Raw genomic sequence first — 12,941 nt, 5'->3', positions numbered from 1 at the left:
GAACCAACATCTCGGTCTGTTTTCATTTCTATATAATTCAACAATTAATGTTTAAAATGACGTACACCTGTGAATACCATCGCAATGCCGTATTCATTTGCTTTATCAATGGAATCTTGATCTTTAATGGAACCACCTGGTTGAATAATTGCTGTAATTCCTGCAGCTGCTGCCGCCTCCACAGTATCGCTCATTGGGAAAAATGCATCTGATGCTAATGCAGCACCTGTCGCTTTTTCTCCAGCTTGTTCAAAGGCAATTTTAGCTGCACCTACACGATTCATTTGCCCTGCGCCAACCCCAAGAGTCATTTGAGAATCTGTTACAACAATCGCATTGGATTTCACATGTTTGACAACAGACCAACCAAGTTGCAATGCTTCCCATTCTTGCTCTGTTGGTTCGCGATCTGTCACCACTTTAATATCCGCATTGCCAAAGCCATAACGATCTGGCTCCTGTACAAGAAGCCCACCCTCAACTGATACTACATTGAATGAATCTTGTTTCGCTTGCTCGAAAGGAATTGTTAGTAAGCGAATATTTTTCTTTTTCGTTAAAATATCTAATGCTTCTTGTGAGAAAGCAGGTGCAATAATAATTTCTAGGAAAATATGACTTAGCTTCTCAGCAGTTGCTGCGTCCACTTCCATATTTAATGCGATAATACCGCCAAAAATAGATGTTGGATCTGCCTCATATGCTTTATCGAATGCTGCCTCTAACGTGACACCTGTGCCAACACCACATGGATTCATATGTTTCACGGCTACAGCAGCTGGCATTTCAAATTCTTTTACAATTTGCAATGCTGCATTACCATCTTGAATATTATTGTAAGATAACTCTTTACCATGTAATTGTGTAGCATAAGCTAATGAAAAGTCAGAGCCAAGACGCTTTTGGTAGAAGGCCGCTTTTTGGTGAGGGTTTTCGCCATAGCGTAAATTTTGCTTTAATTCATATGTCATCGTTAAGCTCTCTGGGAACTCTTCTTCAGTCAGATAGTTTGAAATATAAGAATCATAAGCGGCTGTGTGACGGAAAACTTTCGCAGCTAGTTTACGACGTGTTTCAATTGTTGTAGCACCGTCCGCTTTAAGTTCCTCTAATACTGTTGCATAGTCATTGCTGTCCACGATTACTGTTACATATTGATGGTTTTTTGCAGCAGAACGTAACATTGTTGGACCACCGATATCAATGTTTTCAATTGCATCATCCCAAGTTACATTAGGCTTTGAAATTGTTTCAACAAACGGATAGAGATTAACACAAACAATTTCAATTGGTTCAATTCCATGCTCATTCATCTGTGCTTGATGAGAGACATCATCAAACTTTCCTAATAGACCACCGTGAATCATTGGATTTAAAGTTTTCACACGACCATCTAAAATTTCAGGAAACTTCGTTACTTCATCTACTGCTGTTACAGCTACCGCATTATCCTGTAACATTTTTTTTGTACCGCCAGTTGATAAAATTTCATAACCTAATGCTACTAATTCCTTTGCAAATTCTAAAATACCATCTTTATTGGAAACACTGATTAATGCACGTTTTGTCACAACAATATCCTCCTAATTTTTATCGTGCTGTCCACGAACTGACTTGCTTCAATAGATTAATAGAGTTAGGTCTTACTTGTTGAGTAGGATTCTCGACCTAACTCCCTCTTCAGTTACTGTAATAATTGCTTTAATGCCTTTGTATATAATAAATGCTCTTGTTTATGAATTTCAGCTTCTGTTGCCTCGCGATTTCCTTCAATGACAGGTACCGCTGCCTGAGCGATAATTGGTCCAGTATCCATACCTTCATCAACAAAATGCACAGTTACACCTGTTATTTTCACACCATGATTAATGGCTTGTCCAATAGCGTCCTTTCCAGGAAAGGCAGGCAATAGGGACGGGTGAATATTAACTATTCGCTGTGGAAAGGCTGCTAATAATACGTCACTGATTAATCGCATATACCCAGCAAGCACAATCCATTTCACATCGCACTCATGCAAAGCTTCGATAATAGCTGTCTCATAAGCTGTCTTCGAGACAAACTCTTTTGGATTCAATGCTAACACTGGAATCCCAAAGTTTTCAGCACGCGTTACTACAAATGCTCCAGGCTTATCTGTGACCACAAGTGCGACCTTTGCATGGAGTTCACCACGTTCAATGGCCTCTTGAATGGCTTGAAAATTGCTACCGCTACCTGACGCGAACACGGCTATTTTTGTTGGTGCAGTCATTACACTAAACTCCCATCATGTGAGCCATTAAATACTACTCCGTCACCTTTAATAACACGTCCGATTGTATAAGCCTTTTCACCATTTGCTTCAACTGCAGCGATTACTTTATCAGCTTCAGTTTCTGGCACAGCTATTACAAAGCCAATACCCATGTTAAACACATTATATAAATCTTTATCTTCTAGCTGACCTTTATCTTTTAGGAATTCAAAAATACGTAATACAGGCCAAGAACCTAAGTCGATTTCCGTTGCTAGTCCCTCTGGCATCATGCGTGGTAGATTTTCATAGAAACCGCCACCTGTAACATGTGCACAGCCATGTACATCTGCTGCCTTTAAAGCTGCTAGCACAGGTTTAGCATATAGCTTTGTTGGCACTAGAAGCGCCTCACCGATTGGGCCTAGATCTTCATAGCCTTCTACAATAGCATCCACAGCATATTGATGATCTGCAAAGACAATTTTACGCACTAAAGAATAACCGTTTGAATGTACACCACTTGATGCAATCCCAATAAGTACATCGCCTTCTACAATTTCTTCACCTGTTATGATAGCAGACTTTTCACAAGCGCCTACCGCAAAGCCAGCTAGATCATATTCATCTTCTTCATAAAGTCCAGGCATTTCCGCAGTTTCGCCACCTATTAGGGCCGCACCTGATTGCACACAGCCATCTGCAACACCTTTGACAATTTGTTCGATTTTTGCTGGCTCTGCTTTTCCAAGAGCTACGTAATCTAAAAAGTACAGTGGTTCTGCTCCTTGGGCAACAATATCATTTACACACATTGCTACACAGTCCACACCGATTGTATCGTGTTTGTCTACCATGAAGGCTAGCTTTAGCTTTGTTCCAACACCATCTGTCCCTGAAATAAGAACAGGTTCTTTAAGATTCAGTTCTGACAAGTCAAACATGCCACCAAAACCACCAAATGTCCCCATTACACCTAGACGGTTCGTACGTTCAACATGAGACTTCATTCGTTTTACGGCTTCATAGCCCGCTTCAATATTTACACCTGCTTGTTCATATGCCTTTGACACGCAGAGTTCCTCCTTATCATCCAAGTCGCCTAAGTTTCCTAGATAGAAATGACTGTAAGACACTAATTTGTTGCGATGTTGTTCTTAACGTAATAATTCTTTTTCATGTGGCAAAATCGTATCTGGGAAAATCTCTGTTGGATATTTGCCTGTAAAGCATGCAAGGCAAAGTCCTCGGTTTTCATCTTCGTATGGTCGTGCAATTGTTTCTACCATCCCCTCAACAGAAAGGAATGTTAGAGAATCTGCTCCAATTGCTTCACGAATTTCATCTACATTATGACTAGAAGCAATCAGTTCTTCATGCGTTGATGTATCAATGCCATAATAACAAGGGTTTGTCATCGGTGGTGATGAAATCACAACATGAACTTCCGCTGCGCCAGCATCTTTAAGCATTTTGACAATGCGACGAGATGTTGTACCACGAACGATAGAATCATCTACCATTACTACTTTTTTTCCTTTTACGACTTGAACTACAGGTGAAAGTTTCATTTTCACACCACGTTCACGTAACTCTTGTGTCGGCTGAATAAACGTACGACCAACATAACGATTTTTAATAAGACCTAATTCATAAGGAATTCCACTTTCTTCTGCAAAACCAATCGCTGCGGAAATACTTGAATCAGGAACACCTGTTACAACATCTGCCTCAATATGCGCACACTCACGAGCAAGCTGTTTACCCATACGTTTTCTTGCCATATGAACGTTAATACCATCAATATCCGAATCAGGACGTGCTAAATAAACATATTCCATCGCACACATCGAACGTTTATCCATATCAGCAAAACGATCTGATTTTACGCCCTCATCATTAATAATGATTAATTCACCTGGTTCTACCGAACGAACAAATTCTGCACCAATTAAATCGAATGCACAAGTTTCAGAAGCAACCACCCAGCCATCTCCTAGCTTTCCAAGAGATAGTGGACGTAAACCATGTGGATCACGTGCAACAAGCATTTCATCCTTTGTCATAATTAAGAAAGAATAGGCACCCTTTAAAAGAGATAGGGCATTTTTCACCTTCGCACGGAATGGTGAATGCGAACTTTTCTTAATAAGATGCGCCAACACTTCTGTATCAGAGCTAGAGTGGAAAATGCTACCTTGTCGCTCTAAATATTGCTTTAAATGTGTCGCATTGACTAAGTTACCGTTATGGGCAATAGAAAGGCTACCAGTTGAGGAGTGGAATAATAATGGCTGTACATTTTCGATACCGCCACCACCAGCAGTCGTATAACGAACATGCGCAATAGCTGCTTTGCCGTTCACTGCTTTTAATTTATCTTCGTTGAAAACATCATTAACTAGTCCTTCGCCTTTCACCGCGCGAAGATGCTGTCCGTCTGAAACGACAATTCCAGCGCCTTCTTGTCCACGGTGTTGAAGAGCATGAAGCCCGTAATAGCTAAGGTGTGCTGGATTTGGGTTACCCCAAATACCAAACACCCCACATTCTTCGTTTAAGCCTCTGAGTTCAGCAAGCATGGGATTGCTCCTTTCCAATTAGAACGGAATTCCTCCACTGTACCTTCTACAAGCACACCTTTGTCCCCGTTGATTTTCACAAGTGCATCGTTTGTTACGACACCAATTCTTTGAGCATCTTTCATGATTTCTACAAATGCTGCAGCATTTTCTTCTTTAACTGTGACAACAAAACGAGATTGACTCTCACTGAATAGCGCAGTTGTTGCAGAGCCTGTTAATGTTACATCCACACCAAGACCGTTAGCGCCAAATGTTGTTTCAGCAATCGCCACAGCTAGACCACCCTCTGCTACATCATGCGCAGATTGAACAAGGCCTGCTTTAATCGCCTTTAATAAAGCTTGCTGACGTGTCGCTTCAACCTCTAAATCAATAGCTGGCGCTTTCCCTGAAATAACACCATTATTTAAAAGTTTTTGAAGCTCTGAACCGCCAAATTCTGTTTTCGTCTCACCAATGACAAAGACAAGATCTCCTGCTGCCTTTACATCCTGTGTCGTTACATGTGCTAAGTCTTCAATAAGACCAACCATACCAATTGTCGGTGTTGGATACACCGCTTCACCTGAACGTTCATTATAAAGAGAAACGTTACCTCCGATTACTGGAGCATTTAATGCCGTACAAGCTGCCGAAATACCATCCGCAGATTTTTCAATTTGCCAGAAGATTTCTGGTTTCTCTGGATTACCGAAGTTTAAGCAATCTGTAATCGCAAGTGGCGTACCACCAGTTGCCACGATATTACGAGCTGCTTCGGCTACTGCGATAGCACCACCCACTTCTGGATCTAAATAGATATAACGTGAGTTACAGTCTGTTGTCATTGCCAACCCTTTATTTGTGCCACGTACTCGAATAACGGCAGCGTCAGAGCCTGGTTTAACAACTGTTGATGTACGTACCTGATAATCATATTGATCGTATACCCATTCTTTAGAAGCAATTGTCGGTGCTTTTAATAAAGCATTAAGTGTTTCTTTGTAATCTGTCACAGCAGGTTCAGTATTTTCGATTGCTTGGAACTGAGCATAGTATGCAGGTTCTGCAGATGGTTTATGATAAACAGGTGCATCTTCTGCTAATGCGTCTGCAGGTACCTCTGCCACTACTTGTCCTTTGTGTAGCAGACGAAGCATTTTATCATCTGTAACGCGACCAATCGCTACTGCATCTAAATCGTATTTATCGAAAATCGCTTTAATTTCATCTTCGCGACCTTTTTTCACCACTAAAAGCATACGTTCTTGAGACTCAGACAACATCATTTCATACGCTGACATTCCTGTTTCACGCTGAGGCACTAAGTCTAAGTTCATTTCTACACCAGAACCAGCCTTAGAAGCCATTTCTGCTGAAGAAGAAGTAAGACCAGCTGCACCCATATCTTGAATACCAACTAGAGCATCCGATTTTACAACCTCTAAACAAGCTTCAAGTAAAAGCTTCTCCATAAATGGATCTCCAACTTGTACTGCTGGACGTTGGTTTTCTGATTCCTCAGTTAATTCCTCAGAGGCGAATGTTGCACCATGAATACCATCACGGCCTGTTTTTGCTCCAACATACATCACTGTATTACCTACACCAGCTGCAATGCCTCGTTGAATATCCTTATGATCAATTAAACCGACACACATAGCATTCACAAGAGGATTACCTTCATAGCAAGGATCAAATTGAATTTCGCCACCTACTGTTGGGATTCCGATACAGTTACCATATCCTGCGATTCCCGCTACTACTTCTTCAAATAGATATTTACCACGTGCTGACTTTAATTCACCAAAGCGTAAGGAGTTTAACATAGCGATTGGACGTGCACCCATTGAGAAAACGTCACGGATAATACCACCCACACCCGTTGCAGCCCCTTGATAAGGTTCTATTGCAGATGGATGGTTATGTGATTCCATTTTAAACACTACTGCTTGTTCGTCACCAATATCAACAATACCTGCACCTTCACCTGGTCCTTGTAGTACCTGTGGCCCTTTAGTAGGGAATTTACGTAGTACTGGCTTTGAATTTTTGTACGAGCAGTGTTCAGACCACATTACTGAGAAAAGACCTGTCTCTGTCCAGTTAGGTAGACGTCCTAAAATACCTTCTACCATTGCAAATTCTTCGTCTGACATCCCCATTCCAGCGTATAGCTTCTCATCTTTAATCTGCTGTGCTGTTGGCTCAAACTTAGTTGTTGACATGATTTTCCCTCCACTGCTTCACGATTGATTTAAATACTGCTAGACCGTCTGCGCCGCCCACCAGTGCATCAACAGCTCGCTCTGGGTGTGGCATCATCCCTAATACATTGCCGCGCTCGTTTATAATCCCTGCGATATCTTCTAAAGAACCGTTTGGATTGTCACCTGAGTATGTGAATACGATTTGATTATTATCTTTTAGTGATTGTAAAGTTTCCTCGTCACAGTAGTAGTTACCTTCACCATGTGCGATTGGAATATTGATGATTTGACCTTGCTCATATTGATTTGTGAATAATGTATTGTTGTTTTCAACTTTAAGCTGCACTGTACGGCACATAAATTTTAAGTTTTTATTGCGCAATAAAGCTCCTGGCAATAAACCTGCTTCCGTTAGGATTTGGAAGCCATTACATACACCTAATACAGGTTTACCAGCATCTGCTGCCTTCTTAACTTCTGTCATAATGTTAGATTGATTAGCCATTGCACCACAACGAAGATAATCCCCATAGGAGAATCCTCCAGGTACTAATACACCATCAAAACCACTTAGATCTGTTGCTGTATGCCATACATATTCTACTTCTTCACCTAGCTCGTCTTTAATCGCATGATACATATCGATGTCACAGTTTGACCCAGGGAATACGAGTACTGCGAATTTCATGATTAAATAGCCTCCTCGACTTCGTAACGGTAGTCTTCAATTACAACGTTCGTTAAAACCTTTTCACACATTTCTTTTACTAGAGTATCAATGTCACGTTCTGTATCTTTAATTGATAGTTCAAGATATTTACCGATACGTAAATCTTCTACTTCACCGTAGCCCATCTTAGCTAAAGAACCTTGTACTGCAGAGCCTTGAGGATCAAGAATACTCTCACGTAATGTTACATAGATTTTTACTTTTTTCATTGTTATTTGCCTCCGAGTCTAGAAAGTATAATAGTATAAACTTCAGTTAAATTACCAAGGTCACGACGAAAAACATCTTTGTCTAACTTTTGCTTCGTTGTTGCATCCCAAAGTCGGCATGTATCTGGTGAAATTTCATCTGCCAATAATACATGACCATCCATATCACGGCCAAACTCTAATTTAAAATCAATCAATGTCACATTGACATCTGCAAAGATCGGCTGTAGCACTTTGTTAACGGCTAATGCACCATCATAAATAGCTGTTACTTCAGTTGGTGTGGCAAGTTCAAGAACATCAATATGTTCTGTTGTAATAAGTGGGTCGCCTAAATTATCATCTTTATAATAAAATTCAACGATTGGCCGTTTTAAAGATGTCCCCTCTTCAAGACCCAGACGCTTTGCTAAACTTCCAGCAGCAATATTACGAACAACTACCTCAGTCGGAATAATTTCTACTTTTTTTACAAGTTGTTGTGTATCGGATAATTGTTTTACGAAATGTGACGCAATTCCGTTAGCTTGTAATTTTTCGAAAATTAATGAAGTAATGCGATTATTTAAAATGCCCTTACCTTCAATTTCCTCTTTCTTTTCACCATTGAATGCTGTTGCACTATCCTTGTACTCAACAAGTAGCACATTTGGCTCCTCTGTTGTGAACAATTTTTTTGCTTTACCTTCATACAAAAGTTGACCTTTAGTCATTTCGTTTTCCCCCTGATATTATGAGATACGCTTGTAATAATGTTCAGAATTGAACCGTATCTCTACGATTCAACTCTGAAACTTTTTACTGGTGGCTCTAACATTTATTAGTAGATGGCTAAATAAATATTAGTTAAGTCCTAGTCGTTCAAAAATCATATCAACATGCTGTAAGTGGTAGTTGTAATCAAAACAATCATCCAACTCTTCTTTTGTTAAATAAGATGTGATTTTTTCACTTGCATCGACTAATGTACGGAACTGAACTTGCTCGTCCCAAGCCTGCATTGCTAAAGGTTGTACTGTATCATAAGCTTCTTCGCGTACTAGTCCTTTATCAATCAATGCTAGTAAGATGCGTTGAGAATAAATAAGACCAAATGTACGATCCATATTACGTTTCATGTTCTCAGGGAATACTGTTAAATTTTTCACAATATTACCGAAGCGATTTAGCATATAGTTAAGAGTAATAGTTGCATCCGGTAAAATAACACGCTCTGCAGATGAATGTGAAATATCACGCTCATGCCATAAAGCTACATTTTCATAAGCAGTCACCATGTAACCTCGCATTAAACGAGACATACCAACCATGTTTTCAGAACCGATTGGATTACGTTTATGTGGCATTGCTGATGATCCTTTTTGACCTTTTGCAAAAGCTTCCTCCACTTCACGTGTTTCAGATTTCTGTAGTCCACGAATTTCTGTTGCGAATTTTTCAATTGAAGTAGCGATTAAAGCTAATGCACCTAAATACTGAGCATGGCGGTCACGCTGTAAAGTTTGTGTTGAAATCGGTGAAGCTGCAAGGCCTAATTTGTCGCAAACATATTGCTCAACACGAGGATCAATATTGGCATATGTTCCAACTGCTCCAGACATTTTTCCTGTTTCAATTACTTTTGCAGCTGCTTCAAAACGTTCAAGGTTACGCTTCATTTCCTCATACCATAAACCAAGTTTCAAACCGAAAGTTGTTGGTTCTGCGTGAACACCGTGTGTGCGTCCCATCATAACTGTATGTTTATGTTCTTTTGCCTTAGCAGCAATAATATCAATGAAATTTACGATATCTTTACGTAAAATATCATTTGCTTGTTTGATTAAATAAGAAAGTGCTGTATCTACTACGTCAGTAGAAGTTAAACCATAATGTACCCATTTGCGCTCTTCTCCAAGTGTTTCAGAAACAGCACGAGTAAAGGCTACAACGTCATGACGAGTTTCTTGTTCAATTTCCAATATACGATTCACATCAAATGAAGCATTTTCGCGAATTTTAGCAACATCCTCTTTTGGGATATCCCCTAACTCTGCCCATGCTTCACAAGCTAAAATTTCAACCTCTAGCCAAGCTTGGTATTTATTTTGTTCTGTCCAAATTGCGCCCATTTCGGGTCTTGTGTAACGTTCAATCATCGCGTATCTCCTTCTATTCTGACCAAATGCCAGAACTCTCGATTTGTTGTAGTGTAGCTTCTAAGTCTTTTGTCATAATCGTCACATGGCCCATTTTACGGTTGACCTTAGCTTCAGCTTTCCCATAAAGATGTATGGACCATTCAGGATATTTAGCAATTGAGTTACTGAGTGGCACGACATGCTGCCCTAATACATTGACCATAATGGACGGTGCCCATAGTTGTGGCTTCCGTAACGGCCATCCACAAACAGCACGAATATGCTGATGGAATTGTGAAACATTACATGCTTCAATTGAATAGTGACCAGAATTATGAGGTCTTGGTGCTAATTCATTGATAACAATACTACCATCTTCTAATACAAACATTTCTACCGCTAGCGTTCCTACTAAATGTAAATAGTCTGCAATTTTCAAAGCTTCTCGTTCTGCAGCTTGAGCTGTGCTTTCAGTTATGCGAGCAGGTACTATTGTCTCGTGAAGAATATGATGAACATGAATGTTCTCTCCAACTGGCTGGCAATACGATTCACCATGACCATTTCTTTGAACAATGACCGATACTTCCTTTACGAAAGGAACAAATCCTTCTGCAATACATTGCGAATGCGTGAATAATTCTTTCGCTAAAGGCAAATCTTCAGTTGATTTTAAAAGCTGCTGTCCCTTGCCATCATAACCACCTCTTGCTGTTTTGACTATACAAGGATAACCAATCGAATCAATATTGGCTACTAATTCTTCATAAGTTTTTGCAACAATATATGGTGCTACTGGGCAACCAGCTTTCACAATAGCCTCTTTCTCTGTTATACGGTTTTGTGTAATACGTACCAACTCTGCTCCTTGAGGAACATAAGCCATTTGTGATAAACGCTTTAAGCCTTCATAATCAATATTTTCAAATTCATATGTGATAATATCACTTACTTCTGCAAGTTCTTCTAAAGCAGCTTCATCATCATATGGAGCTACAATGCGAATATCTGCTACCTGCCCACAAGGTGAGTCCATTGCTGGTTCAAGAACAGCCACTTTAAAACCAGACTCCTTTGCAGCAAGTGCCATCATTCGACCAAGTTGTCCTCCGCCGATAATGCCTATCGTTTGTCCAGGATAAATAATCTTCGTCACACTAAGTCACCTGTACTTTCTAAAACTTGCTGCTTTGTTTCTTCACGTCTAGCATCTAATTTATTAGCAAGCTCGGCATCTGTTATTGACAAAATTTGAGCTGCAAGTAAACCTGCATTCGTCGCTCCTGCTTTGCCAATCGCTACAGTTGCTACAGGCACGCCACCAGGCATTTGAACGATGGATAATAGTGAATCAAGTCCATTAAGTGCACGTGATTGAACAGGTACACCGATGACAGGTAGTGTTGTTTTAGCTGCTACCATTCCTGGTAAATGTGCGGCACCGCCTGCTCCAGCAATAATTACTTGTATTCCTCGCTCGCGAGCTGCCTCTGCATATTCAAACATTAAATCAGGTGTACGATGTGCAGATACAACTTTCTTTTCGTACGGTACTTGTAATTCATCTAAAATATCACATGCATGTTTCATTGTTTCCCAGTCACTTGAACTACCCATAATGACACCGATTTTCGGATTCATAAATTGTCGCTCCTTTTAAACGATAGAAAAATGATCAATTATTTATTGTGCTAGCCTCTATTTGAATAGCTACTGCAATTCTTATTTACAAAGAAAATCCCCAAATAAACTACTCTCTACCGGTACACGTGAAAGCAGTTTACTTGAGGATTATTCGGACAAGGTCGTCTCCATGTACATAGTACATAGCTGTACAAAGACCTTCTCACCATACGCCAAAAGTGCTTTCCCGCATAGTCCAGCATTTACGGTGCCGGGTAGAGACACTAGAGCCAATCCTCTAGCATATATGTGGGATCTATTTGTTTTTCCTTCTCACATTTTAACAAGGGATTGTCTTATCGTCAATCCAAAAATGCGAACATTTTTTATTAGGTTAAAAAAATTGTTCGGTTTTTAGTCAAAATCATTCGATATCTTGAGCAGGTATACCTTTAAACTGAATTTTTTGGCGCAGATAAGCTGGCTCACCATCTACGATATGAAAAAGTGGCTCTTCTTTTCGTCCTATGACCATAAAGCCATCTTTCCGCATTCTTGCCAAACAATCCTCGATTGACTCGTTTTCCTGTACCTCATACCAAATTTGCTTTTTTCCCAACTTGTTCTTCCTTTCCATTGTACATATTCATTCACAATCAATTTGTAATTTATTATACCTTTTGTTGCTTATAGAAGTATGTAAGAACTTAAATAATTAGAAAAAACTGCAGATTCCTCTCCGCAGTTTTGATGAATGCTCATGGAACATAAAATGCCTTTAAATAGATACAAAAAAATAATAGCAGTAGGAACAAATGAAGGACAACAAGAACCATACGATATCCTTTGATGCCAAATAGGGCACTGGTGATGCCTAAACCACCTAAAATAAACGGCATAAACATATTTACACGATAGAGAAATGTAAAAAGGTTTCCATACCATTTGGTTGAATCATAGCCAAACATAAAGAATATAAGTAGTAGACTTGAGATCGAAATCGCAGAAAAAATGTTCTGCCTCATTTTGATTCCTCCATTATTAAATCCAGAATGTATCTAGGTGAAAGAATTTCCCTTTAAATCCACTTGAAAATATTAAATATATTATAGCATTTTATGAATAGTTGACAAAATAAAAAAAAGCCATGGAATAGATCCATGACTTTATAATTGCCTAGCGACGTCCTACTCTCACAGGGGGAAGCCCCCAACTACCATCGGCGCTAAAGAGCTTAACTTCCGTGTTC

The 12,941-nt window shown here is 39.7% G+C and carries 13 protein-coding genes, 1 rRNA gene and 1 riboswitch; all 14 genes read right to left on the bottom strand.

The features are described from left to right. Positions 1-44: 44 nt before the first annotated feature. Complete coding sequence (gene purH / locus HCH28_RS19875; protein WP_221682777.1) at positions 45-1,571, bottom strand: bifunctional phosphoribosylaminoimidazolecarboxamide formyltransferase/IMP cyclohydrolase; 1,527 nt, start codon at positions 1,569-1,571, stop codon at positions 45-47. A 113-nt stretch (positions 1,572-1,684) separates the two neighbouring features. Next, on the bottom strand, positions 1,685-2,254 hold the full coding sequence (purN, locus tag HCH28_RS19870) for a phosphoribosylglycinamide formyltransferase (RefSeq protein WP_221682776.1): 570 nt from the start codon (positions 2,252-2,254) through the stop codon (positions 1,685-1,687). After that, positions 2,254-3,309: a phosphoribosylformylglycinamidine cyclo-ligase gene (gene purM / locus HCH28_RS19865; RefSeq protein ID WP_221682775.1), complete on the bottom strand. Its 1,056-nt coding sequence runs from the start codon at positions 3,307-3,309 to the stop codon at positions 2,254-2,256. The genes purN and purM overlap by 1 nt, the downstream gene beginning before the upstream one ends. A gap of 84 nt (positions 3,310-3,393) precedes the next feature. Continuing rightward, positions 3,394-4,818, bottom strand: a complete 1,425-nt coding sequence (gene purF, locus HCH28_RS19860) for an amidophosphoribosyltransferase (RefSeq protein ID WP_004225733.1) — start codon at positions 4,816-4,818, stop codon at positions 3,394-3,396. Next, positions 4,794-7,028, bottom strand: a complete 2,235-nt coding sequence (gene purL / locus HCH28_RS19855) for a phosphoribosylformylglycinamidine synthase subunit PurL (protein ID WP_221682774.1) — start codon at positions 7,026-7,028, stop codon at positions 4,794-4,796. The genes purF and purL overlap by 25 nt, the downstream gene beginning before the upstream one ends. Continuing rightward, the gene (purQ, locus tag HCH28_RS19850) at positions 7,015-7,698 is read right to left on the bottom strand and encodes a phosphoribosylformylglycinamidine synthase subunit PurQ (protein ID WP_048394895.1); all 684 of its coding nucleotides are present in this window, start codon (positions 7,696-7,698) and stop codon (positions 7,015-7,017) included. Before purQ ends, purL begins: the two co-directional genes overlap by 14 nt. 2 nt (positions 7,699-7,700) lie before the next feature. Further along, positions 7,701-7,949: a phosphoribosylformylglycinamidine synthase subunit PurS gene (purS, locus tag HCH28_RS19845; RefSeq protein WP_016992383.1), complete on the bottom strand. Its 249-nt coding sequence runs from the start codon at positions 7,947-7,949 to the stop codon at positions 7,701-7,703. A 2-nt stretch (positions 7,950-7,951) separates the two neighbouring features. Beyond that, positions 7,952-8,662 carry a phosphoribosylaminoimidazolesuccinocarboxamide synthase gene (purC, locus tag HCH28_RS19840; RefSeq protein WP_221682773.1) on the bottom strand — a complete coding sequence of 237 codons (711 nt, stop codon included), beginning with the start codon at positions 8,660-8,662 and terminating at the stop codon, positions 7,952-7,954. A gap of 129 nt (positions 8,663-8,791) precedes the next feature. Next, positions 8,792-10,087 carry an adenylosuccinate lyase gene (purB, locus tag HCH28_RS19835; protein WP_016992384.1) on the bottom strand — a complete coding sequence of 432 codons (1,296 nt, stop codon included), beginning with the start codon at positions 10,085-10,087 and terminating at the stop codon, positions 8,792-8,794. A 13-nt stretch (positions 10,088-10,100) separates the two neighbouring features. Beyond that, a complete protein-coding gene (gene purK, locus HCH28_RS19830) occupies positions 10,101-11,225 on the bottom strand; it encodes a 5-(carboxyamino)imidazole ribonucleotide synthase (protein WP_004225748.1) in 1,125 nt (374 codons plus the stop codon). Then, entirely contained in the window at positions 11,222-11,710 is a 489-nt protein-coding gene (gene purE / locus HCH28_RS19825; protein WP_221682772.1) for a 5-(carboxyamino)imidazole ribonucleotide mutase, read from the bottom strand. Before purE ends, purK begins: the two co-directional genes overlap by 4 nt. A 214-nt stretch (positions 11,711-11,924) precedes the next feature. Continuing rightward, a riboswitch (purine riboswitch) is annotated at positions 11,925-12,023 on the bottom strand. 93 nt (positions 12,024-12,116) lie between these two features. Then, on the bottom strand, positions 12,117-12,311 hold the full coding sequence (locus tag HCH28_RS19820; protein ID WP_036076850.1) for an NETI motif-containing protein: 195 nt from the start codon (positions 12,309-12,311) through the stop codon (positions 12,117-12,119). Between the two features lie 139 nt (positions 12,312-12,450). Then, positions 12,451-12,717 (bottom strand): hypothetical protein, encoded by a 267-nt coding sequence (locus tag HCH28_RS19815; RefSeq protein ID WP_221682771.1) that lies wholly within the window; start codon positions 12,715-12,717, stop codon positions 12,451-12,453. A 149-nt stretch (positions 12,718-12,866) separates the two neighbouring features. After that, positions 12,867-12,941: ribosomal RNA gene (gene rrf, locus HCH28_RS25555) — 5S ribosomal RNA — on the bottom strand; the annotation flags it as partial.

This window comes from Lysinibacillus sp. K60 (assembly GCF_019731275.1).
Taxonomy (GTDB): domain Bacteria; phylum Bacillota; class Bacilli; order Bacillales_A; family Planococcaceae; genus Lysinibacillus; species Lysinibacillus capsici.
Note: the sequence above shows the minus strand (reverse complement) of the source record. Positions and strands in the feature narration are given on the sequence as shown.